This is a genomic window from Leisingera aquaemixtae (assembly GCF_019801145.1).
Classification (GTDB): domain Bacteria; phylum Pseudomonadota; class Alphaproteobacteria; order Rhodobacterales; family Rhodobacteraceae; genus Leisingera; species Leisingera aquaemixtae_A.
The window spans coordinates 101,135-124,116 of record NZ_JAHVJQ010000003.1; the positions used below are offsets into that span (position 1 = coordinate 101,135).

Consider the following 22,982-nt stretch of genomic DNA (forward strand, 5'->3'; position numbering starts at 1 on the left):
TCAGCGGATTGGCGGGTCGATGAAGCGCTGCACGGTGACGATCAGCATGGCTTCTGCCTGCTGGCCCATCGCCTCGGCCTGCACTGTCAGCTCACCCGCGTTGTTGGCGCTGAAGGGGCGGTCGGGATTTGGACCTGCAATGGCGGGCAGGAAGATGCCGTTGGCCTGCATAACGCCGGAAAATTCGGTGTCCTTCATATGCGCCGCATGCTCATGCGCGTTGGCCACGGTCCATTGCGCCTCGACCCGGCCGATGCGCACGTCATCCTCGGTCCCAGCCTCGCCGTCGGAGCCGTTCCACATGCCGACCGCGTTGAAATAGGCAGGCACCGCTGCCGGGCCTTCATCGCTGCCGCCGCCCACGCGAGCGATGGTGAACTCAGGCTCCACCCGCAGGCTGTCGACAGAAGTGTAATGGGCGATCTGCCCTTCAGCCCCTCCCGCGCTGAAGGTGACAACGCCGTTGCCCTCCGCCGCCAGCGATAGCGCTGCGCCAAAGGTGTTCGCCGTGGCCTCACCAGCAGAGGCGTCCAGCCCGTCCAACCCGGTGCCAACCACCTGTACCTGCGCTTCCCCTGCCGGAACGGCAGAAGGAACTGTGCCCAGGATGACACTGCCGGCCCCCTCCCGGACACCGCTCAATGGCGCGCCCAGGGCATCGTTGCCGCGGTCGAACTGGCGGCCCTGCAGGCTGTTTCCATCCTCCGACAGCGCCAGCACCTGGCGATAGGGGGTGCCGCCAATGTCCAGATTGGCACGCCATTCATAGCCGGTGTAGAGGTTCATCTGGCCGGATGCGGGATGCACGGTGCCGTCCGCCGTCACGAACTCGCCGCTGACCTGATAGGGCGAGGCATCGCCCGTGACCGTCAGCTTCCCATAGGCTTCGCCGATGCCGGGCAGGTCGGTCATCACCACCCAATTGCCCGCCACCGGCTGCTTCTCCGCAGCCTGCCAATCTGTCCAGGCAGCAGTCTCCAGCGGATTCTGCTCCGCCAGGAAGCCTGCGATCTCGGTCCGGGCGATCTTGTACCATTCCCGGTCGCGGCCAAGCGCCTGGTATTCGATGGTTGGGAAATGGCCGACATGGAAATCCATGTGCAGCTCCCACTCCTCCGCGGTGCGGTTCTGCAGCAGCCCCCGCGCGCCTGTATGGCAACGGGAGCACATTGAGGCGAAGGGCTCGTCGAAGCTCTCCTGCGCGTTCGGGTCCTTCTCCAGGGCATAGCGGAAAGGTGCTGCTTCGGAGGGGGCGAGGCCCTGGGTGTCCGCCAGATGCTGCACGATGGCGCGGCGGTCCTCGGCGCTGATCTCCAGCCCGTGCGACTGCTGCATCCGAACGATGGTCATCATCCAGCCTTCAGGCGACTTGCGCTGGCCGCTGATCCGGCTCAGCCCGTTTTCCTCTGCCGTGTGGCAGCTGGAGCAGATATTCTGCAGCTCCTCGCTGGCCAGCGCCGGCGCGGCGCCCGCCACTGATACCAGAAGTGCAGCCGTCAGACCGCGGGGTCGTAGTTGCATGAATCAGTCTCCCTGTTTGTGGTGTCCCAGGGGATCTGCGCCCCCTCGGTGAAGCCTTGTGACAAAAGCCATTGATGGATCGCCCGTGCCGCCTGCGGCGGCGCCTCGGGCAGAACCGTGCTGTGAAAGCGGGCGGCATCCGGCAGCGGCTGGCCGTTCAGGCGGCGCAGCAGAGGCACGATCTCCTGTCCGGCGGTAAAGGCCGCACCGCCGGGGGCGTCCCGGGTGATCAGCACCTCGCGCCGAGCCAGATGGCCGTCCTGCACGACAACACGCTTGCCGATGTGCGGGCGTATGTCCGTGCCATGGGCAGGGGCGTCATCCGGCCAGGCCGCGCGCTCTTGCCAGAATGGTGTCAGAAAACCTGCCTCGCGGTAAAAATCGCGGCCCACCCGCGCTTGCCGCCAGAAAGTCTCCGCCACCCGGTTGCGGTAGAAGTCTCGGGCAATGTCCGTCTTCCCGGCCAGCAGCGCCCGCGCGATGGGCACAGCCATCAATGCCGAGGACACTGCCCAAAACATGCCGTGCCCTGACAAAGGGTCCAGTGCCACGGCCGCGTCGCCCAGCCGGGGGCAGCGCGGGTCCAGTTCCGGTGCCGCCAGCCGCGGGGCAATTGCGTTGACACTGGGGCGGCGGGGCAGCTGGCGGGCGGCTTCGCCCAGCACTCTGTTCCACAACGTCTCTACAGCTGCCTTGCCTTGCGCACGGCTCAGCGAGTCCGCGCTGCCCACCGCCTGCAGCCAAAGCTGATCCTGGCCCGCTGGGACCGACCAGATCCACCCGCCCTGCCGCGCTTCTATACGCGGCGTTTCCATGTCTCCGTCCAGGAGCGGCACCAGACCGGCCACGGAAATCGTGTTCGGCCCTGCAAGCTCAGCCCGGCTCAAACCCGAGCATTGGCGGGGCGCCCGGCGGCCGCGGGCCTCAAACAGCAGCCGCGCCGGCAGGCTCCGGCCATCGGACAGGCGGATTTCGCCGTTGCCCGGCCGGACGCTGGCCACGGCTGCCAAAACAACGCTCACGCCCTCGGCCCGAGCCGCGTCCAGAAGCCCAGCGTCAAAGGCGCCGCGGTCTGCAAGATGCTCGCTGTTCTGGATGCTCTGGAAGGGGCCCCAGCTAACATGGCGCTGCGCTGGGGGGCCGATCCCCGCGAGCGGCAGCCCGTGCCTTGCCAAGATCGCGGCCACGCGGGCGGACATACCTTCAATTCGCGGCGCGCGCGGCGGCAGGGTTGCCAGCGCCACTCTGAAGCCCGCCCGGGTCAGCAGCACAGCTGCCACCGACCCGGCCGGGCCGCCGCCTGCGATTGCAATATCAAAGGTGCCAATTTGAGGTGCCATTTGCCTAGGCTGCCCCGGCAGGCTGCCCCTTGTGGCGGACACATCCGGACAACAAGACGACATTTCCGGACAGAATCGGCTGCTGCGGCCAAAGGTGCGGCAATTTTTCTGGAATGGCGGATTTTTACGGTATTCTGGCGCAATCCTGAGGAACTGCGCGATGCCACACACTTACCAGCCCCGGATTTCCGCCTCTACTTTGAGCGACCCGCTGCGGGCCGTTGAATTCATGAATGGTGATGCGGACAGGTTATTTCAGGTTTCCGGTATCGGGCCGGATGACCTGATCGGAGAAATCGGCCTGAAGAAGTTCGTGGACTTCTGCGAGCACGCGTCCGGAAACTTGGATCTGCCCGACTTCGGCTGGCGGGTCGGCTCAGTCTTCGATCTGCAAAACCTTGGCGCGCTTGGGGAATTCATCAATCAGGCGCCAACTCTTGGTGCGGCCCTTTCACTGTTCCGCAATGGCTTTTCAATCGTGCAAAGCGACTCTGAATTGCAGCTGACGATTGAGGCGGACAGGGCAATGCTGGCTTACAAAATACTGGACCCCGGCATCTGGCCGCGGCAACAGGATGCGGAGCTGACACTGGCCGTTTTCCACAATCTGATCAGGTCCGCGGCGGGGCCGGACTGGCGCCCTGAACTGGTGACTCTGGAGCACGAATCAAGCGCGTTGCCAGACGCCCGCAATGCCGGTCCGCGATGCCCTATTAATTTTGCGGCCAACGCGAACACGCTGGTCTTCCCGGCGAGCTTGCTGGGGCTGCCTTTGCCCGGCCGGGTGAACCCGGCCTTCAAGGAGGTTTCGCAAACGATTGCCTCCACTGCCAGGCAAAGCGAACGCGCTGCGCCCGTTACGGTTCGGGTACGCCGAGAGCTTTTGAAACGTATTGGCCAGGAGAGTTTCGAGCAAACAGTTGTTGCAGCTGCGCTGGGCATGTCCCGCCGGACTTTACGGCGCAAGCTGGAGGAGGAAGGGCAGAAGTTTTCCCGGCTGCTGGCAGGGTGCCGGATGGAAATTGCCAAACGCATGCTGCTGACCCCTGGGACGCAGCTCCATGAAATTTCGGAACGGCTGGGCTATTCGGAAGTGTCCGCCTTCGAACGGGCGTTCCGGCAGCAGGAGGGAGCAACGCCCAGCCAGTTCAGGAAACAGTTTTCTGCCGGCACTTCCTAGGAAGCGGTCGAACACCGGCCAAGCATCACGGCGGGGCTGAGATCAGGTTGGAGAAACCCGGGAGCAGCCCCGCGTCGGACGGTTCGCCCCCGCGGCACAGTCGGGGGCAATTGCGGGCTGCCGGACGGGCAGCCCTGCGCACATCGCCGCTGAGGCAATCGAGGGCTACTCGGCTGCGATGGCGCGTTCCGCATCGGGTTCCTGCCCGAACGGCTCCCACCTCAGGCCGCCGCAGTAGCGCCAGGCAAGCCTGCCTTCGGTGTCCATGGCGATCAGGTGAAGCCAGCGGTTGTCGAACAGTTCCCGAACCCCGGCATGGCGCTCCAGCACGGCAGTCATTGCTTCGCGCGGGGCTTCAATCACCACAGAGAGCCGCAGCGGGTCGTGCTGCAAGGCTTCGCCATCGTGCACGGACTGCCACGGCAGGCCCGGGCGGAGGCTTCCGCCGTTTCCCTCCAGCACACCGATACCGCCAGCCACATTATGCAGCAGCTTATTGCCGCCGCCGAACAGGGCCGGCGCGACGGAGGAGCCATAGTACTGCAGGATGATCCAGCTGGCGACCACTACGGGCGCCGTCATGATCAGCTCCAGAACGCCGAAGCCGTCGTCGCTGCGCCAGTCGTAGCTGTGCAGGAAGGCCTGGCCTGACAATCCGCTGGCCTTGGTGCGGTGGCGGGGGGCTGCGATGAAGGCACGGCAGCCGGCCAGGCCCCATTCGGGGCGCAGTTCCGCCCAGTCCCTGGCCCGGCGCATCAGGTCGCCGCCGCTGTCAGCCCGCGGCAGGCGGGCCGCGCGTTCCGCCCTGGCCAGAAGGCCAGCGGCGTCCAGCCAGCCTCTGAGCCGGGTGAGATCTTCCGCATGGGCGCCCTTCGGCACGTCACCATCGTAAAGAGTGACTGCATCCGTAGTGGTATTGTGCAGAGCCGGAACAAAGATCGTATCGTCCGGAATGCTGATGCCCTTGGCCGCAAGGCCTGCCCGCACCTCAGTGTCGTTCAGGAGGCCGGCAAGCAGGCGTGCGTTCACGTCACCGGCATGGCCGCCGCAGGCGCCGCAATGCAGCGCGCTTTCATGCGGGTTGTTGGTAACACCGGCACCATGCCCGGCCAGCATGACCACCGGGGCAAAGTTGTCCGTCAGGGACATTGCGCCAAGGACTGAATGCGCCATTCCAATCCGGTCTTCCAGCCTGATAGCCGGATCAAGCCGGGGGGCGGGGCCGGCAGCTTGCTTGCTGCCCGCAGCCAGGGAGTCACGCAGCAGCTTGCCTGCATAGACCGGGCCTGCCGCCTCGACAAAGGCGAAGGAGGAGACCGCAGCCAGTTTGAAACGGCCCCAGGCGCGTTTCGCCCGCGCCGCATAGCGCTGGTCCAGGTCGCGGGGCTCGGATTCCTTGGCATTGGAGGCGATGGCAGCAGGCAGCAGAACGGGGCCGCGTGCCTCGATCACGTCGGAGGCTTCGGCCTGGTGGGCGCTGGCGAGGCCGAAGAAACCTGCAAAACCAAAGGTGGCGATACCCTGGTCCTGAGCTTCCAGTGCGCGGCGGAATACTTCGGACCGCACGTCGATGCAGAAGGCAGCCTGCAGCTTGGGCCGGTCTTGGGCTTGCGGCGCAGGGCCAGCCGAAACCGCAAGGGTCTGTGCCAGCCTCCGCTGCTCAGCCCGCTCCACCGCATCCTGCAGCACCGCATCGATGATCATCTCGCGGTCCGGGGTCAGCGCGGTTTCGTGCCGGGTCACGGTATCTGCCCATTTGGCTGCGATTTGCTCCTCATAGAGGCCGAAAAGTGCCTCGTCATAAACCATGCGGATGGCAAGCAGCTCGGTCACGGTGTTGTCGCCTTTGCCGTCCAGTTCAGCCTGCCACAGCAAGCCGCGGGCGTACTGCGCCCAGCCTCCCAGGGTGATCAGCCAGCGGTGGAATGCGGTTTCAGCCGCTGCGGTGCTCAGCCCCAGCGTTTCGCAGGCGCGGCCGATGGCACGCCAATGCGACCGGCTGGAGGCTGCCACGAAAGCGCCAAAGCCGGTCAGCCCGTGGATTTCGGGTGTCAGATCGCGCGAGGCAAACTCGCGCCAAGCGGCAAACGCACCGCCGGAGCGGTTCGGCTGCCACAGGGCCTGACCCTGGTCGAAATGGCTGGCTGCCCAGACACCGATGCGGTCCTCGATCAGGCCCGGCCAGTCAACACCTGACACATCGGCAGCCAACTCGGCGACGGTGGGCAGCGCCTTTGGCACAGGTGCCGGATTGCTGAGGGCAGCTTTGACGTCAGCCAAGCCGGGGCGGCCGAACTGGCCGTCAAAGGCGGCAAGCGCAGCCCGCAGGTCATCCTCTAGGATCTTTCCGGTCTCGAATTGATGTGCCCATTGGGCACGTTCCGGGGTGATCCGGGTTCCGGCCACCCGCGCCATGCGGGCGGCGGTAACAGCCAGCGGTTCGGATGCCTGGCCCAGGAAGGGGTTCACCGCGACACTTGCCGACAGCGGGAACAGCGGCGGGACAGCCTTGGCTGACCTGGTTGCCTCTGCAACGAGTTCAAGCAACGGGGCGGGGAAGGTTTCGAGTTTTGCAAACATTCCGGGTTCCTTCAGGCAGGGGATTTCTTGGACCAGCCGTTCAGCAGCCTGTCAAAGACCGCATTGGCGTAAAGCCCGTTGGAGAGGTGAACTCGCAGCCCGGCAGCGGCGGGGTGTTGTGCCCAGAGCGGGAAGGTGGACTGGGCCACTGCAACGGCACCGAAACTTGCCAGCGCGAGGAGGATCAGCGCCCATTCCAGCGGACCGGGCTGAGGTGCGGGCGGCAGCGTCCCGGCGGTCAACTGCGCGGCGGCCATCTGCAGCAGGAAGTAGCTGACAGAGGCAGCACCGGCATAGATCACTGTGCGGCGGGTGAGCGCACCGGGTGCGGCATCGGCCAGGCCCTGGGCCAGCAAGTATGCAACACCGAAGATCAGGATCACGCCGAGCGCAATGGCCTGAACCGATTTGCCGTCAAAGCCGAACACTGTGCCGGTCAGAGCATAGATCGCGATAGCGGTGGCAAAGGCCAGCATCACGTTGCGGGCGCTGGGCACAGCGACCGGCCCGGGGCGGCGCAGCGCCGCGACGTAGCGCACTGCACTGCCGGCGCTCAGGAAGGCATGTGCCTTGTAGAGCGAATGGGCCACGATATGCAGCAGTGCCAGCGGAAACAGGGCCAGGCCGCACTGCATGATCATAAAGGCCATTTGGGCGATGGTGGACCAGGCCAGGGAGGTTTTCACGGCAGGCTGGGTCAGCATGACAAGGCTGGCAAACAGCGCGGTGAACCCGCCCAGCATCACCAGCAGCGCCATCACGCCCGGGGCGGCCAGCATCAGATCGGCAAGCCGGATCAGCAGGAAGCCGCCCGCGTTGATCACGCCTGCATGCAGCAGGGCGGAAACGGGCGTCGGGGCTTCCATCACCTCGGTCAGCCATCCGTGCATCGGGAATTGCGCGCAGGCCAGAACTGCTGCCAGTGCAATCAGCACAGCCGCTGCACTGGTCAGCGCGCCTGGATCAATACTGGTCAGGACAGAGGCAATGTCGGTGGTGCCATGACCGGCAATCAGCAGAACCACAGCGCCGGCCAGGGCGATCTCGCTCAGCCGGGCGGCCAGAGCTTTCTTGCGGGCTGCTCGCCGGGCGCCGTTGCGTGACGGGTAGAAAAGCAGCAGGCGGTTCAGCGTCAGGCTGGCGGCGATCCAGGCCGCGGCAAGCTGGATAAGATTGCCCGCCGTCACCAGCAGTAGAACCGCAGCCAGGGTTGCGGCCATCCATCCGGTGAAGGCGCCTTGGCGCTCTTCGCCGTCCATACTGGTGGCGGTGTAGCGCAGGACGATCCAGCCGATAAAGCTGACCAGCGCCAGCATCACTGCGCTGACGGCGTCCAGCCGCACTGAAAGCCCAGCACCCCAGAGACCGATCAGCGGCGAGGTTCCAGGGCCGTGCAGGACCAGCAGCAGCGCCGACCCTGCCGCGCCGGCGAGGGCAGCCAGAGCAGCCCATTCGGCCAGCCGAGGCACGAGGCGGGGGCGGCGGCCTGGATTGCGGAAGGCGTAGTAAGCGGCAGCCAGCAGCACAAGCGGGCTGAGCAGAGGCAGAAAAAGGTAACTCATGGTGCTATTTCCTGATTTCAGCGGCCAAGGGCGGTCTGGAAGCGGAAACTAGGGGAGTGTGAGGGTTAATAAAAATTCATTGTTCATTAGATTTCGTTCTATTAATTAGAATGAATGCCGTTGAACTATCACCATCTCCGCTACTTCTGGGCAGTTGCCCATGATGGCAATCTGACCCGTACTGCGCAGCGTCTGAACCTGTCGCAATCGGCTCTGTCCGTGCAGATCAAGCAGTTGGAGGAACGGCTGGGCCATGACCTGTTTGAACGGCGCGGACGGCAGCTTCACCTGACCGAGGCGGGCCGCATCACGCTGGATCATGCGGATGCGATTTTCTCGGCAGGGCAAGAGCTTGTGGCAACATTGCAGGAAACCGGGCGGAGTCGGCAGGCGCTGCGCATCGGGGCTCTGGCAACACTGTCGCGCAACTTTCAGATCAGCTTTCTGCGGCCAATTCTTCAACGCCCCGATGTGGAAGTGATCCTGCGTTCAGGCAGTCCAGCCGAACTCCTGGAGGGGCTGCAGACCCTGAACCTGGATGTGGTGCTGATGAACCGCGAGCCGGCCAGCGACTCGCTCACACCTTATGAAACCCATCACATCGCCGAGCAGGCAGTAGGCATCGTCGGCACGCCTGGCAGACTGCAGCCGGATCGCCCTTTCGTTGAATTGCTGGAGACCCAGCCCTTCATCCTTCCGACTGCGGAAAATTCTATGCGAACTGCCTTTGACGCATTGGCGAGCCGTCTGGGAGTGCGCCCGCAAGTGGTGGCAGAGGTGGACGACATGGCGATGATGCGCCTTCTGGCGCGGGAGGATATCGGCCTTGCGCTGGTGCCCCCGATTGTTGTGCAGGATGAACTGAAATCCGGGCGTTTGGTGGAGGCTTCGGAGCATCCGCGCATCCGGGAGACATTCTATGCGATCACCTTGCGCCGGCGCTTTCCAAACCCGCTAGTGCAGGAGCTTCTGGCCAGCACGCCGGATCCGGCTTTGGCGGGCTGACGCCTGAAAGGAGACTAGAAAAGAAAAAGATCCATATACCCATCAGTGCCGTATCCGGTTTATGCTGATCGAAACCGCAGATATCCAGCCTTTGCGTTCCCCGCTCCACGCGTCGAAGGCACGCCGCGAGGAAAGCAGATACGTGACGCAGAAAGATCCCGGTTTTTCGCAGCAGACCGTCTGGATGATCGCAGTGCGCGATGGGCGAGACCGCGCCGCGTTCGCAGCGCTGTTTGATTACTTTGCACCGCGGCTCAAGGGGTTTGTAATCCGCGCAGGCGCGCCGCCGCCGCAGGCGGAAGAGATCGTGCAGGACGTCATGCTGACGGTTTGGCGTAAGGCCGCAACCTTTGATCCGCACCGGGCGCAGGTGTCGGCCTGGATTTATCAGATCGCGCGCAACCGGCAGATCGACGTGGCGCGCAAGGAAAACCGCCCGGTGCCCGAGGAGTTGCGCGAAGAGCCGGGCCTAGAACCCGATGCTAGCCAGATTCTGGGTCTGGAGCAGGAGGCGGGGCAGCTGAAACAGGCGCTTGCCCAGCTCAAGCCGGAGCAGCGCGACATACTGGAGAAAGCCTATCTGGGCGAACTGACCCATCAGGAGATCAGCCGCCAGACCGGGCTTCCCTTGGGCACCATCAAGTCGCGGATCCGGCTTGGCCTGCAGCGCCTGAGGCACGAATTGAAGGACCTCATGTCATGAGCGTCATCCGTCATCATATCCCGGACGCCATGCTGGCGTCTTATGCGGCAGGAACCTTGCCGCAATCGTTCTCCGTTGTGGTGGCCGCCCATGTGTCGATGTGTGCACAATGCCGGGCGGCGCTGGAGGCGCATCAGGCTGTTGGCGGGCTGCTGCTAGAGAGCTGCGCGGCGGAGCCGGTGTCCGGCAGATTGCGCCAGGATGTGCTGGCGCAGTTGGATGCGCCTTTCACCCCGGAGCCCTGCTATGACCGGTCAGGCATCTTCCCCGGGCCTGTGGTCGCGGCGATGAAGGGGCGGCAGCCAAAGTGGAAGACGCTGGGCATGGGAGTGCGGCAGGACATACTGATGGCGGATAACTCAGGCTCGGTCCGGCTGCTGTATATTCCTGCAGGGCAGGCGGTTCCGGATCATGGCCACAACGGCCTGGAACTGACCCTGGTTCTGCAGGGCAGCTTTAGCGACGAAACCGGGCAATTCGGGGCCGGCGACTTGGAAGTTGCTGACGAGGAGGTGGATCATACACCTGTGGCGGGCGCAAGCGGACCTTGCATTTGCCTGGCGGCAACCGATGCGCCGCTGCGCTTTCGGGCATTCATGCCGCGGCTGCTGCAACCCTTGTTCCGGATCTGAGAAGGCGGGGAACGCCCGTCACCTGCCACGGTAAAGCAGCCAGTCGGGAATGAAGGACAGGCTCCGGACGGCCCAGGAAAAAAGTGCGGGGAAGTTGGTCCGGAAGCGGTTTTTGTGCATTGCGGCCAGCACCCGGCTGGCCGCGTCCTCCGGATCCATAAGCATCGGCATTCTGAAACTGTTTTTCTCCGTCAGCCGCGTTTTGATGAAACCAGGGTTGACCAGCCGGACAGTCACACCGGTGTTCCGCAAGTCAAAGCGCATGGTTTCGGCAAGGCTGACCAGCGCCGACTTGCTGGCGCCATAGCCCACGGATGCGGGCAGCCCGTGGTAGCCCGCCAGAGAGCCGATCAGGGTTATATCTCCCCGGTTATCTCTAACGAAACGCGGCACTACTTCGCCCAGAACGCGCAGGGCTCCGGTAAAGTTCACCTCAAGCATCTGCCGCGCCTTCGCGCTGTCCCAATCCTGTGTGCGCATGGGATCATAGGCTCCGGCGCAGTAGATCAGCCCGTCCAGCTGCGTAATGCCCGCTGCGGCCTGCGCCACGGCGTCATCGTCGGTCACGTCCAACGGCAGTATGCGCGAACCGGGCAGGCTGCGGGCCAGGCTTTGCAGGCGGTCAGTGTTGCGCGCCGAAAGGATCAGATGCGCTCCCTCCGCGTTCATCCCGCTGGCCAGCGCTCTGCCGAGCCCTTCGCTGGCACCGATGAGCCAATAGGTTTTGCCTTCAAAGACGGTCATTGGCGGGCCTTGGCAATGTTGCTGCTGTCGGAGACCAAGACTTTTGGCGCGGGCTGTTTTCTAAGGAATGGCGCCCGCTTCACGGCGAGGATTGCCGCCTGCCAGTGGATCAGTGCCAGCACCCGTGCCGCGCCCAGAGGGCGCCGCAGAGCGGCGTGCAGCAGGCTGGCACTGGTGGCCGGGCTGCGGCGCCCTTTCAGAGTTGCCAGCACGCCTTGGCTGCCGTTTTCATAGGCGATGCGGATGCTGACATCGCTTTCGCTGAGGTGAAAGTTGAACCGGTAAAGCCCCTCGACCTTCTGAAACGGTGATACATGCATCAGTTTATTCGCTGTCAGCTGGTCGGATTTACGGATCGGACGGAAATCTTCATGCGCGCAGAAATAACAATGGCGGCCGCCAAAGGTATTGTTGACCTCGGCGACAATCGCGCAGGGCTGGCCATCGCGCAGGGCAATCCAAAAGCTGACCGGATTGAAGTGAAACCACAGGAAGCTGGGCTGCGTAAGCAGCAGAAGCTGAGTGCCACGTAAGGGCATGCCCCGGGCAGCCAGCACCCCGCGGAACCAGGCAAGACCATGTCCCTGTCCGCGGCGGCCGCCGTGGTGACGGTCCCAGAGCGACCAGAGATTGAAGCGGTTCCGGGAAATCAGCCGCGGATGGGCATCGCTGAAATCGGTCAGCACGAAATCGACGCCGTAGGTGAACGCGTTCTTCAGCGCGCCGCGGCGGGCATGGAAGGTTTCAGCTTGGACGTGATCCAGTGTCATGCGGTGAATACGGGCAAACTCTGCCGATGGTTCACTTGGACCTTAAGCAAAAGCGCGAAACGCGGAAAATATTTCTGCAACTGAATGTGATCCGGCTGCCTGGGAGGGCCGTATCCCTTGAACATTGCACCAAAAACGGGATCATCATGTTCGATCAATCCAGTATTGCGCGCAAGAAGATTGCCATCGCCGGCGGCGGCATTTCCGGTCTGGCGGCAGCTTATTATCTATCGCCCTTCCACGATGTGACCCTTTACGAGGCCGCGCCGCGGCTGGGCGGCCACGCCCGCACCGTAATGGCAGGCCGGAACGGTGATCAGCCGGTCGATACCGGTTTCATCGTATTCAATTATGCGACGTATCCTTATCTGACCCGGCTTTTCCGTGATCTGGATGTGCCGGTGATCAAGAGCGAAATGAGCTTTGGGGCCAGCATCGACGACGGCTGGCTGGAATACGGCCTGAACACGCTGGGTGCGCTGACGGCTCAGAAAAGCAACCTGATCCGGCCTCAGTTCTACAAGATGATCATGGATATCCTGCGGTTCGGAAACCAAGCGGAAGCCGTGGCCCGCGATGACGTCAAGACAATCGGCGCGCTGGTGGAGGAGCTGCGCCTGGGCCGCTGGTTTCGAGATCACTACCTGATGCCGATGTGCGGCGCGATCTGGTCGACACCGGTCGCGGAAGTGGATCAGTTTCCGGCAAAATCCTTGGTGCGCTTCTTCCGCAACCATGCGCTGCTGGCCGGGACTGGCAAGCACCAGTGGTGGACCGTGAAGGGCGGTAGCATTGAATATGTCCGGCGGCTGGAAGCCGCGCTGACGGCCCGCGGTGTCCGCATCCGCACCGGCGCGCCGGTCCGGCAGGTATGGCGCGGCCGTCAGACGGTGTCCGTCGCGGCGGCGGGTGTTCTTCCCGCGGAGTATGATGAGCTGATCCTGGCGTGCCACTCGGATCAGGCACTGGCGCTGCTGGGAGAAGATGCCACCCCGGCGGAGGCTGAGGCGCTGGGCAGCATCCGCTACCAGGCAAATCGTGCCGTGCTGCATTGCGATCCGCGCCAGATGCCGAACCGGCGGGATTGCTGGTCCAGTTGGGCCTACCGGTCGCAGGACGGTGCGATTGGAGTCACCTACTGGATGAACCGGCTGCAAAGCATCCCCGAGAATGATCCGCTGTTTGTGACCCTGAACCCGTCGAGCGAAATTCCGGCAGAGGCCATTTACGACCAGACTGAGTTCACTCATCCGGTTTTTGACCGGGCGGCCCTGCGGGCGCAGGAACGGATCCGCGCGATGCAGGGGCAGAACCGCACTTGGTTCGCCGGAGCCTGGAACCGGCACGGCTTTCACGAAGACGGCATTGCCAGCGCCATGCGTATCGTGCGCTGCCTGGCCAGCCCGCCCCGAGCAGAAGGATTGGAACATGCGTTTTACCAGCAAAGCCCTGAAGACGAAATTTCTGTCCAGCTGCGAGCGTCTCCGTGAAGGCCGGCTGATCCTGCGCACACCGGAAGGCGAGCGCTACAATTTCGGCACTTCCGGCCCTGAGGCGGAGATGGTGATCCGGGACTGGTCAGCGGTGCCGGCGATGGCCGCACATGGCCAGGTCGGTCTCGGCGAAACCTATGTGGAGGGGCTGTGGGATACGCCTTCGATCGAGACGTTGATGTTAGTTGCGATGCGCAACCGCGATCACCTGGCGGCCTACGACCAGGCCAGCCCGCTGAACCGTGCCCGGTTCCGGCTGGCCGACACCCTTTTGCGCGCCAATTCCCGGCGCGGCGCCCGCCGCAACATCCGCGCGCATTATGATGTCGGGAATGAGTTCTATGCGCTGTGGCTTGACGAGGGGATGACCTACTCTTCAGCCCTGTTTGACGAGCCAGACAGCGATCTGGCCCGCGCCCAAATTCGAAAGAACGCCCGCATCCTGTCCCGGCTGGGCAGCGGCAGGCAGGTTCTGGAGATCGGATGCGGCTGGGGCGGATTCGCGGAACAGGCGGCGCAGGAAGGGCGCGACGTGACCGGCATCACCATATCGCGCAACCAGCACAGCTATGCTGATGCCCGGCTTGACGGGCGCGCCGATATCAGGCTGTGCGACTACCGGGATATTGAAGGCACCTACGACAATATCGTCTCAATCGAAATGATTGAGGCGGTTGGGGCCCGGTACTGGCCCAGTTATTTCTCCGTGCTCAAGCATAAGCTGGCCGGTGACGGGCGGGCCGTGCTTCAGGCCATCACGGTAAAGGACAGTTTCTTCCCTACCTACCGGACCTCTTCTGACTATATCCGGCAGTACGTGTTTCCTGGCGGGATGCTGCTGTCGGACCGCGTGATCCGCACCCAGGCACAACAGGCCGGGCTGCAGGTGCGCAACAGTTTCGCATTCGGCCAGGATTACGCCCGCACCTGCCGGATCTGGGCCGAACGCCTCGCGGCGCTGAGGCCGCGGGTCCTGAAGATGGGTTACGGTGAGGCCTTCTGCCGCAATTGGCAGTACTACCTGGAGATTTGCGCAGCGTCCTTTGCTGTCGGGCACACCAATGTCGTGCAGGTGGAGCTGGAACATGCCCCGCTTCATGCATAATTGCCTGCCCGCACTGGCGCTGGCTGTAGCACTTGCGGGGGCCGTGCAGGCCTCAGTCATCGAGCGCGCGCTGCCAGGGGCCGAACTGCGCGGCGAGTCCACCTTCCGCTTTGTCGGAGTGCCGCTCTACAAGGCTCGGCTATTCACCCATGGCGGCGCACCGCTGGACTGGAGCCGGGATTTCGCCCTGGAGCTGACCTACCTGCGCTATCTGAGCGGTGCTGACTTGGTGGAGAGCACCCTGCGCGAGCTGGAGCGCCTTGGCGGCGCACCGCCGGTGCGCGGGCAGCTGGAACGCTGCTTCCGGGATGTGAGGAGGGGCGACAGCTATGCCGCCGTGTCCAAGGGGCCAGACAGGATTGGCTTCTGGAACAACGGTCAGCGGGTCTGCACGCTGAGCCATCCCGGCATCAAGGGCCGTTTCATGGCGATTTTCCTGGGGCCGGACACCCGTTCAGCCTCCTTTACCCGGCGCTTAAAGGGGGAGTGATGGTCTATCCGCGCGTCAGCCTATATGCGCTGATGCTGGCGGCGGCCGGCATCCCTCTGTACATCCATTTGCCGCGGTTTGCCTCGGTCAATCTGGGAATTGACCTGGCCACCGCCGGGGGTCTTCTGCTGGCTGTCCGGATCGTGGATCTTGTGCAGGATCCAGCCTTTGGCTGGGCCATCGACCGCTGGCCGGGGGCGCAGACGGTCTTTGCGCTGGCCGCAGCGGCCGGGCTGGCTGCGGGGTTTCCGCTGCTGTTCATGATGGCGCCCGGGCCGCACGCCGCGTTGCGGCTGGGCGGCGTGCTGGTGCTGCTGTTTTCAGCCTACAGCCTTGGCATGATCCTGCTTTACGGACGCTCCGCCGCACTGGCCAGCCAGCCGGACGCTTCCGCGCTGACGGATCTGGCCGCCTGGCGCGAGGCCGGAATGCTTGCAGGCGTGATCCTTGCTGCCGCGGCCCCGGCAGCATTGGCCGCGCTGGGCGCAGGCGGTCAGGGGTATCCGGCCTTTGGCCTGTTCTTGGGAGCGATTGCCCTGGCAGCAGGCCTCTTGTCGCTGCCGCTTTGGCGGCGTCCGGCTCCGGCGGCGCGGCAGCTGTCGCTGGCCGGGCTGCGGCAGGCAGGCGCCCTGCGGCTGCTGGTGCTGGCACTGGTGAACGCGCTGCCAGTGGCTGTCACTTCAACCCTGTTCCTGTTTTTCACCGAGGACAGGCTGCAATTGGCTGGTATGGCCGGGCCGCTGCTGATCCTGTTCTTCCTGAGCGCTGGTCTCAGCGTGCCTGCCTGGGCTGCTCTCAGCCACCGGATCGGGGCCAGGGCCGCTCTGCTGATGGCGATGCCTTTAGCCATCCTCAGCTTCGCCGGGGCGGCGCAGCTTGCCCCGGGCAATCTTGCAGGTTTTGCCGTGATCTGCCTCGCCTCCGGCGCGGCACTGGGGGCGGATATGGTTCTGCTGCCGACCATGTTTTCCATCGCTTTGGCCCGGGCGGAGCTCAAGGCGTCGCTGGCATTCGGCATCTGGTCCTTTGCCGGCAAGCTTGCGCTTGCACTGGCGGCCTTTGCGACCTTGCCGATGCTGGAGCGCAGCGGCTTTACGCCCGGTTCCGCAAACAGCGCTTCCGCCCTTGCAACACTCAATATCTTCTATGCCGTTGTGCCTTGCGTCCTGAAGCTGGGCGCCTTTGCGCTGGTTCTGGCACTTCCCACGGAGGAAAAAACCGCATGAAACTACTTGCTGCAATCCTGCTGATCGCCCTGGCTGCGATTCTTGCCAAATCCCTGTTCTTCAGCTTTCGCGCGCAAACCCCTGCGGACTATGCGGCTTCAGGACCAGAGTTCTCGCTTAAGACCCATTTGTCGGGGGAGATTTTGTCGGAAGGGCTGATCTTCGGCCCGGACGGCCGGATGACAAACAGCTTCACCGCCCGGATGCACGGCGAATGGGAGGGAAACACCGGCACGTTGAGCGAAGAGTTCACCTATTCCAATGGCCGTAACCAAAGCCGCAAATGGTTCCTGACACTGGGGGAGGGCAACAGTTTCACCGCCACAGCAGAGGACATCGTGGGCGAAGCGCAGGGGGTGGTGTCCGGCTCCACTGTGCGGATGGAGTATGAAATCATCCTGCCGGAGGAATCCGGCGGACACAGGCTGAAGGCGACGGACTGGCTGTATCTGACGCAAAGCGGGGTTATCCTGAACAAGTCGGAAATGCGAAAGTTCGGTGTCAAGGCAGCGGAGCTCATTGCCACCATGCGTCCGGCTGACAGGTAGCGTTAAAACTGCTTGCACTTACGCCCTTTGCGGCAAGCCGGGAATTGAAGGGCCTTTCTCAACTGGCGGGAAACGGATCTGGTTGCCGAAACCCGCGTGCGGGAACGCCATGATTTGCACTTGCAGCAGCATAGCCCACTGCTGCGCTGGTGGGATCAGGAACCTGCGGCAGTTGCACTTATGAACGGGGCCGGTTGCGGAGGGGAAGGGGAGGTACTAGCCGGCCAAAGGCGCAACCGGTATGTTCCAGACTTTCCGTCAGATTTCCTTCGGTAGAACCGGCGCTGTTTTTTCCAGTGACAGCTCTGCGTCAGAGAATTTCCAAGGTCCGCGCACGCCTTTCACGCCCTCCGGTTCAATCACCATGCCGCGGAATTGGACCTGCGGGTCGTTGAAGGCTTCCCCGATCGAGTTTATCGGCCCTGCCGGGACCGTGGCGGCTTCGAGCGCGGCCAAAAGGTCCCCCGAAGCCCAGCATTCGAGAGACTTTTCCAGCTCGGCTGTCAACGCTTGGCGGTTTGCGACTCGCAATCCGTTGCTGGCGTAGTCCGGTACTTGCAGCAGATCAGGCCGCTCAATCACTTTGCAGAAACGCTGGAACTGCCCGTCATTCCCAACTGCCAGAATGATGTGGCCGTCAGCGGTTGGTAGAACCTGATAGGGGGAAATGTTGGGGTGGTCATTGCCCTTACGCACGGGGCTTTCGCCGGTGGCCAGGTAGTTCATCGCTTGGTTTGCCAGCATCGCGGTGGCGCAATCCAGCAAGGACATGTCCAGATGCTGCCCCTTACCCGTGCGGTGCCGCTGCTCAACGGCTGCAAGAATGCCGATGGTGCCATAAAGGCCCGTGACCACGTCCGTTACCGCAACACCGACCTTTTGCGGCTGCTGGCCGGGTTCACCGGTGATGGACATCAGGCCGGACAGGCCCTGGATCAGAAAGTCGTAGCCTGCACGCTCGGCATAGGGGCCATCCTGGCCAAACCCGGTAATCGAGCAGTAGATCAGGCGCGGGTTCACTTCCTTGAGGCTGTCGTAGTCGAGGCCGAATTTCGCAAGCCCGCCAACCTTGAAATTTTCGATCAGAATATCCGCGCAGCGGATCAGTTCCAGCACCTTGCTGCGGCCTTCCTCGGTGCGGAAGTCTGCGGTGACACAGGTTTTCCCGCGGTTTGCAGCGTAGTAGTAGGCGGCTGTTTTGTCTCCGTCCCGTTCGATAAAGGGCGGGCCCCAGCTGCGGGTGTCGTCGCCGCTTTCCGCTTCCACCTTGATGACCTCGGCGCCGAGATCGGCAAGCGACTGACCAATCCAGGGACCGGCAAGAATACGGGCAAGTTCAACAACTTTCAGGCCTTCGAGAGGAGACATGCGGATGTCCTTTTGAGTGCGGTCCTAATTGGCCGAAGCAGGTTACAGGTAGGGCGGTGTGCAAGCCGAGATGACTTCGGCGGGGCGGTCGGAGATATTGCGGAACCGGTGCGGTTCCCGGCTGTTGAACAGGTAGGCATCGCCTGCTTTCAGCACCCGGATCTCGCTGCCGACAGTGACTTCAAGCTCTCCCAGGATTACGATGCCGCCCTCGTGGGCCTCGTGCTCAATCATTGAATTACCGGTGTCGGCCCCGGCTTCATACCGTTCGTGCAGGATTTGCAGGCCATGTGCCTTGGCGTCGCCAACCTGCCTGATGGCAATCCTGCGGCGCGACGGGTCGCTGTCCTGATAAAGCAGGCTCGTCAGGTCGCGCAATTCGGACGGGGTGAAAAACGGCTGATGGTTTGCCGCGGCTTCCGGCTCGAAAAACTCTGACATGCTGATCCCGAAGCCGCCCAGGATTTTGCGCAATGATGCCACCGATGGGCTGCTTTTGTTGGTTTCTATCATTGAGATCTGACCGTGCGGCACGCCCGCCGCATCTGCCAGCTGTCTTTGCGATAAGCCGAATTGCGTTCTGAGCTCTCTAAGGCGGGCGCCTACGTCAAATTCCTGCGTCATTTTTTGCATCTCCATAACTGCCAGGATGCTGAGTGGGCGAATCCTGCGATGCTTGGTATCCGTCACTATCAGCGATCAATATCTTGAGCAAGGTGAGCGCGTTCTTTCAATGCCTTTCAACAGATCTCGGCCCAAGGTGGCCTGGACCCATAGGTAAATACTCTTCGCTTATCAATTGGCCCGGGACGGATGTCAGCAATCACCGCCGAGCCCGAACGAATGGCTTCAAAACCGCCTCGCCGGAATTCCTGCAAACACAGCACGCTACCGTGTTCCCTGATGTGCAGGCCGCGCCTGGAGCTGTTGGCGCAGGGCGCTTCCAGCGATCCACAGAGCCAGATTTCACTTTGTATTCGTGCTTGAGGTGTTTGCTAGAATGGCTTCGCTTCGCTTCCCGCTCAGAACCGGTCTGGGGACAGGGCCGCAGAGCGCGTGACGGAAGCCGACAATGAAGGCAATCCAGCCGCAGCACCAGAACACAGCTGCAGCGGCGATCAGGCCATCAGCAAATGCCGAAAAGAGCGGAACCGACAGCCGGATCCAGACCGTGAGCCAGATCAGAACTGCTCCGGCGGTAAACCCAGTGCGGGCGCGCATGACGCCGTCGCTGGAATGGGCGCCGGCCCGTCCGGCGATGGCCATGATCAGCCCGGACATCGCTCCGATGGTGATGGAATGAAGGGCAGCAGACGACGGGTAGTCAACCAGGCCGAGGCCGGCGGCGCCCGCGGCCAGCGCGCCAAAGGGCAGCCAAAGCCAGGCCAGGTGCAGTGCTGCCAGCAGCGGGTTGGAAAGGGCAACCGCCGTGCGCCAGCCCAGCGTGGACCAGAACATGGCTATGGCGGCTGCAGTCAATACGGTATCTGCGGCCGCGGTGGCTCCGGCCAGCTGCAACGCCAGCACCAGCGCCAGCAGGCCCTGGGAAACAGCCCGCATCTGCGGGCGTTCCCGGACCTGCACCGCTGTGCGGTCTGACAGCGCCAGCCAATTGCGGGTGAAGGCGGGGATCGCCCGCGAGCCGACGCTGAACAGAAGGAGGGTCAGGCCGGTCAGAGTATATTGCGCAAGGGCCAGGCTGCTCCAGACATTTCCGGTGGCGGCATTTGCCAGGTAAACAGCCTCCGCCAGGCCCAGGGCCAGAACGGCGGCAGCAAACCCCAGTTTGCGAAATGCCCGGACCGTGATCAGCTCGTGCAGGATGTACCCGGCAAGGCAAAGGAAAAATGCGGCGTTCAAGAACAGAAGGACAGCAAGCGGCGCCGCCGCGGATATTGCTGTCGCGGCGCGGGCCAGCAGCCAGAGCGAAACCAAAACCTTCAGGCCGGTGCCGCGCAACGGTGGCCGCCCTGTCCAGCCCGGCAGCGCCGTCAGGAGGTAGCCGCCGATGGCGGCCGGCGCAAAGCCGAAGAGCAGCTCATGAACATGCCATAGCACGGCAGGCTCCAGACCAGGCTCTGGCAGCCCCAGTTGCACGCCCAGCGGCCACCAGGCGACAGCTAAAAGCGCGCATAGGAACGCCGAGAGGAACAGCGGCCGGTACGGGGCCTGCCAGAATGCGCTGAGGTCCCGGCCTCGGATCACGATGGTGCTGGATCGGCGGACCAGGACACACCGCTTGGCCCGGTCAGAAACCCGTCGCTCAGGCGGGTTTGCGGGGAAGTCTCTTGCACATTCGCGGCAATGCCACCTGGGGGCAAAGCGCCATTCACCCGGTCGCGGTAGGCTTGGCAAAGCCGGATGAACCCCTGAGACTGCGGCGAGAGGCGCAGGGCGGATACTCCGGCTTCGGCCAGAGCCTCAATCTGGTAGTCGGCGCAGGCATAGCTGTGCGACAGGGTCTGAACCCCATTCATCGCCATGAAGGGCTGATCTTCCAGCGTCCGCACCTCAAGCCCGTCCGGGTCATCCTCGCAGGCGAATTGGCAATTGTCCTTGGTCCGTTTGTGAAGCCGGGCATGGTAGCAGCGCCCTGAGATCGCCAGCGGCAGCCGCCCGTGGCCCCAGACCTCAATGGCAACGCCCATCTCGCTTCCTGCGCGGGTGAGTGTCTCAACCGACGCAAGCGGCAGCTCTGGCGGCAGGCAGACACGTGTGGCCCCCAGCGATGCCAGCCACGCCAAGGTGCCCTCGTTGTAGACATTGACCAGCGGCCCGACGTGAAAGCCCATGCCGTTGGGCATGTGCGCCAGCGCCGTCAGGTCGTTGATTTCAATCGTCACCCCCATCGCTGCAAGGTCCGCCGTCAGCTTGCGCTCGCGTTTGAGCGTGACAAGGGCAAGGCTCGTCAGCACTGCCTCCTTGCCCGCTTCCGCCAGCAGGGAGAGTGCCTCAGGGATGCGGTCCTGGTAGAAGGGCAGGCGTTTGGAGCAGACCAGCTCGCCCAGAACAACACGGTCAACAGGGGCCTCGGCCAAAGCGCCGTAAAACGCGCTCCAGCTTTCGGCCGGCCAGAAGAATTGGTTCGGCCCGACAGTCAGTTCCATTCTGTTATCTCCAGGTTTTCTTGTAGGCGCCTGTGGTCATCGACTGGCCTTCGGACAGCCTCGCCAGCATGCCCTGCGGCAGCGGCTGGCCTGCTTCCAGCGCATCAACGGCAGCGCGGAAGTTGCGCACCACCTGCGCCACATAGGACTTCGAGCGCTGTCGCCCTTCGATCTTCAGTGCGGTGACACCGGCCTTCTGAAGCTGAGGGATCAGCTGTTCCGCGTTGAGGCTGACCGGGTCTTCAAACAGGTGGCCGGTCTGGCTGCCTGCTGAGAAGCAGCCCTTGCATAGGGTTGGATAGGGTGCCGGCTCGTCTTTGGCCACGCGGTGGATGGTAAACCCGCCCAGCTTGGCGTCCAGGGCGCCGTCGTCGTCGCGGTATTCCACATGGCTGGCGGGGGAGCAGACCCCGTTCATGTTCGGAGACAGCCCGGTTGCGTAAGACGAGAGCGAACAGCGCCCCTCGGCCATAACGCACAATCCGCCAAAGACAAAGACTTCGGTTTCCACTTCTGTTTCGGCGTTGATCGCCGCGATTTCCGGTACAGAAAGAACGCGCGGCAGCACCACCCGTTTCACACCGAATGTGCCGGCATAGAAATTGATGATGTCGGCATTGGCGGCGGCGGCCTGAACCGAAAGATGCAACCGCAGGCCAGGGTTGCTGCGCGCGGCGTAATCCAGCAAGCCGGGGTCCGCCAGGATCACCGCATCCGCACCGGATTGCGCGGCATCGTCAATGGCTCTGTGCCAGAGCGCCTGATCGCCTGCGCGGGGGAATGTGTTGATCGCCACCAGCACCTTGGCGCCGTGATCATGTGCAAAAGCCACCCCTTCGCGCATTTCGGCGCGGTCAAAGTTGAGGCCCGGGAAATTGCGGGCGTTGGTCTCGTCGTTGAAGCCGCAATAGACCGTGTGCGCCCCGGCCTTGACGGCGGCGCGCAGTGCCGCGGGGGTGCCTGCCGGGCAGACGATTTCCATCACCATGCTGCTTCCTCCTCTGGCCGGGCCAAAGGAACGCCCGTGCGCCGCTCGGCAAAGGCAACCGCTCGCAGCAGGAACCGTGCAAACGGCCCGGACAGGGCGGCGATTTCCTGCGAGATATCCAGTTCGGCGTCGTCCACCGCATTGCGCAGTGCCAGCGCCGCGGCGGTATCGCCCTCGATCACCAGGTCCCGCGAAAAGAACAGCGCGTCCCCGTCATAGACCCCATGCACTAGCCCCAGAAGCGCTGCCAGAGGGCCGGAAATCCGGGCATCGCCGTCGCAATGTCCGCGCACCGCGCGGACTTTCGGCTGGCCCTCGTTGGGATCAAGGCAAAGAAGAACGGGCAGATCAGTTGGGGCCAGGACAAACCTCTTGCGGCTGTGCTCGCCCAGGCGGCGGAACAGGCCCGGGTGGCGCTTGGCGATGCGCCGGGAACAGGCCGTGAGCGAAAGCGACAAAGGAGCAAGGGGTGCGACGCGCAGCAAACGCGCAAGGGCTGCCGGGCAATTCGGGATCTGTGGCTGGGCGTGTGGCAAAATAAATCCTTTCCCGCCGGTGGCTTCGACTGCAGCGGGTGTATGGCCCCGCACGCGGCCAGAGTTTGACGGCGGACAAATTCG

General features: G+C 63.5%; 21 protein-coding genes and 1 pseudogene. 9 read left to right on the top strand and 13 right to left on the bottom strand.

Features of this window, described 5'->3' with window-relative positions:
• Complete coding sequence (peaA, locus tag KUW17_RS07905; RefSeq protein ID WP_222477774.1) at positions 1-1,521, bottom strand: quinohemoprotein amine dehydrogenase subunit alpha; 1,521 nt, start codon at positions 1,519-1,521, stop codon at positions 1-3.
• Entirely contained in the window at positions 1,497-2,861 is a 1,365-nt protein-coding gene (locus tag KUW17_RS07910; protein ID WP_222477776.1) for an NAD(P)/FAD-dependent oxidoreductase, read from the bottom strand. Before KUW17_RS07910 ends, peaA begins: the two co-directional genes overlap by 25 nt.
• 160 nt (positions 2,862-3,021) lie before the next feature.
• Here KUW17_RS07910 and KUW17_RS07915 point away from each other — a divergent pair, with 160 nt between their 5' ends.
• Positions 3,022-4,041, top strand: a complete 1,020-nt coding sequence (locus KUW17_RS07915) for an AraC family transcriptional regulator (RefSeq protein ID WP_222477779.1) — start codon at positions 3,022-3,024, stop codon at positions 4,039-4,041.
• A 165-nt stretch (positions 4,042-4,206) separates the two neighbouring features.
• Here KUW17_RS07915 and KUW17_RS07920 read toward each other — a convergent pair whose 3' ends face one another.
• Together KUW17_RS07920 and KUW17_RS07925 are read right to left on the bottom strand one after the other, a co-directional pair.
• Positions 4,207-6,621 (bottom strand): YbcC family protein, encoded by a 2,415-nt coding sequence (locus KUW17_RS07920; RefSeq protein ID WP_222477780.1) that lies wholly within the window; start codon positions 6,619-6,621, stop codon positions 4,207-4,209.
• Positions 6,622-6,632: 11 nt separating this feature from the next.
• Positions 6,633-8,183 carry a proton-conducting transporter membrane subunit gene (locus KUW17_RS07925; protein WP_222477782.1) on the bottom strand — a complete coding sequence of 517 codons (1,551 nt, stop codon included), beginning with the start codon at positions 8,181-8,183 and terminating at the stop codon, positions 6,633-6,635.
• A 114-nt stretch (positions 8,184-8,297) separates the two neighbouring features.
• On the opposite strand from KUW17_RS07925, the gene KUW17_RS07930 reads away from it, so the two are divergent.
• The 3 genes from KUW17_RS07930 (at position 8,298) to KUW17_RS07940 (ending at position 10,523) form a co-directional block, all read left to right on the top strand.
• The gene (locus KUW17_RS07930; RefSeq protein WP_222477784.1) at positions 8,298-9,188 is read left to right on the top strand and encodes a LysR family transcriptional regulator; all 891 of its coding nucleotides are present in this window, start codon (positions 8,298-8,300) and stop codon (positions 9,186-9,188) included.
• 184 nt (positions 9,189-9,372) lie between these two features.
• Positions 9,373-9,891, top strand: coding sequence for a sigma-70 family RNA polymerase sigma factor (locus KUW17_RS07935; RefSeq protein ID WP_222478690.1), 519 nt, complete (start codon positions 9,373-9,375; stop codon positions 9,889-9,891).
• Entirely contained in the window at positions 9,888-10,523 is a 636-nt protein-coding gene (locus KUW17_RS07940) for a ChrR family anti-sigma-E factor (protein WP_222477786.1), read from the top strand. The genes KUW17_RS07935 and KUW17_RS07940 overlap by 4 nt, the downstream gene beginning before the upstream one ends.
• A gap of 18 nt (positions 10,524-10,541) precedes the next feature.
• Here the strand turns inward: KUW17_RS07940 and KUW17_RS07945 are convergent, their stop codons facing one another.
• Both KUW17_RS07945 and KUW17_RS07950 read right to left on the bottom strand, forming a co-directional pair.
• The gene (locus KUW17_RS07945) at positions 10,542-11,267 is read right to left on the bottom strand and encodes an SDR family NAD(P)-dependent oxidoreductase (RefSeq protein WP_222477789.1); all 726 of its coding nucleotides are present in this window, start codon (positions 11,265-11,267) and stop codon (positions 10,542-10,544) included.
• Entirely contained in the window at positions 11,264-12,037 is a 774-nt protein-coding gene (locus KUW17_RS07950) for a DUF1365 domain-containing protein (RefSeq protein WP_222477791.1), read from the bottom strand. Before KUW17_RS07950 ends, KUW17_RS07945 begins: the two co-directional genes overlap by 4 nt.
• 146 nt (positions 12,038-12,183) lie before the next feature.
• On the opposite strand from KUW17_RS07950, the gene KUW17_RS07955 reads away from it, so the two are divergent.
• The 5 genes from KUW17_RS07955 to KUW17_RS07975 are packed head-to-tail and all read left to right on the top strand — an operon-like array spanning position 12,184 to position 16,899.
• Entirely contained in the window at positions 12,184-13,527 is a 1,344-nt protein-coding gene (locus KUW17_RS07955) for an NAD(P)/FAD-dependent oxidoreductase (protein ID WP_222477793.1), read from the top strand.
• Positions 13,466-14,635 carry an SAM-dependent methyltransferase gene (locus KUW17_RS07960; RefSeq protein ID WP_222477795.1) on the top strand — a complete coding sequence of 390 codons (1,170 nt, stop codon included), beginning with the start codon at positions 13,466-13,468 and terminating at the stop codon, positions 14,633-14,635. The genes KUW17_RS07955 and KUW17_RS07960 overlap by 62 nt, the downstream gene beginning before the upstream one ends.
• Positions 14,616-15,125 (top strand): hypothetical protein, encoded by a 510-nt coding sequence (locus KUW17_RS07965; protein ID WP_261397107.1) that lies wholly within the window; start codon positions 14,616-14,618, stop codon positions 15,123-15,125. Before KUW17_RS07960 ends, KUW17_RS07965 begins: the two co-directional genes overlap by 20 nt.
• Entirely contained in the window at positions 15,125-16,351 is a 1,227-nt protein-coding gene (locus KUW17_RS07970; protein ID WP_222477797.1) for an MFS transporter, read from the top strand. The genes KUW17_RS07965 and KUW17_RS07970 overlap by 1 nt, the downstream gene beginning before the upstream one ends.
• Entirely contained in the window at positions 16,348-16,899 is a 552-nt protein-coding gene (locus tag KUW17_RS07975; protein ID WP_222477800.1) for a DUF3833 family protein, read from the top strand. Before KUW17_RS07970 ends, KUW17_RS07975 begins: the two co-directional genes overlap by 4 nt.
• Before the next feature lie 258 nt (positions 16,900-17,157).
• Here the strand turns inward: KUW17_RS07975 and KUW17_RS07980 are convergent, their stop codons facing one another.
• The 7 genes and pseudogenes from KUW17_RS07980 to KUW17_RS08005 all read right to left on the bottom strand — a co-directional run bounded on the left by KUW17_RS07980 (position 17,158) and on the right by KUW17_RS08005 (position 22,820).
• Positions 17,158-18,267, bottom strand: a complete 1,110-nt coding sequence (locus tag KUW17_RS07980; RefSeq protein WP_222477802.1) for a CaiB/BaiF CoA transferase family protein — start codon at positions 18,265-18,267, stop codon at positions 17,158-17,160.
• A 42-nt stretch (positions 18,268-18,309) separates the two neighbouring features.
• Positions 18,310-18,708: a cupin domain-containing protein gene (locus KUW17_RS07985; protein WP_409996772.1), complete on the bottom strand. Its 399-nt coding sequence runs from the start codon at positions 18,706-18,708 to the stop codon at positions 18,310-18,312.
• A pseudogene (locus KUW17_RS23495) lies at positions 18,709-18,906 on the bottom strand (helix-turn-helix domain-containing protein); the annotation flags it as partial.
• Positions 18,907-19,233: 327 nt separating this feature from the next.
• Complete coding sequence (locus tag KUW17_RS07990) at positions 19,234-20,472, bottom strand: NnrS family protein (RefSeq protein WP_222477806.1); 1,239 nt, start codon at positions 20,470-20,472, stop codon at positions 19,234-19,236.
• Positions 20,469-21,374, bottom strand: coding sequence for a U32 family peptidase (locus KUW17_RS07995; protein ID WP_222477808.1), 906 nt, complete (start codon positions 21,372-21,374; stop codon positions 20,469-20,471). Before KUW17_RS07995 ends, KUW17_RS07990 begins: the two co-directional genes overlap by 4 nt.
• Before the next feature lie 4 nt (positions 21,375-21,378).
• Positions 21,379-22,356, bottom strand: a complete 978-nt coding sequence (locus tag KUW17_RS08000) for a peptidase U32 family protein (RefSeq protein ID WP_222478695.1) — start codon at positions 22,354-22,356, stop codon at positions 21,379-21,381.
• Positions 22,356-22,820 (bottom strand): SCP2 domain-containing protein, encoded by a 465-nt coding sequence (locus KUW17_RS08005; protein ID WP_261397108.1) that lies wholly within the window; start codon positions 22,818-22,820, stop codon positions 22,356-22,358. Before KUW17_RS08005 ends, KUW17_RS08000 begins: the two co-directional genes overlap by 1 nt.
• Between the last annotated feature and the right edge of the window lie 162 nt (positions 22,821-22,982).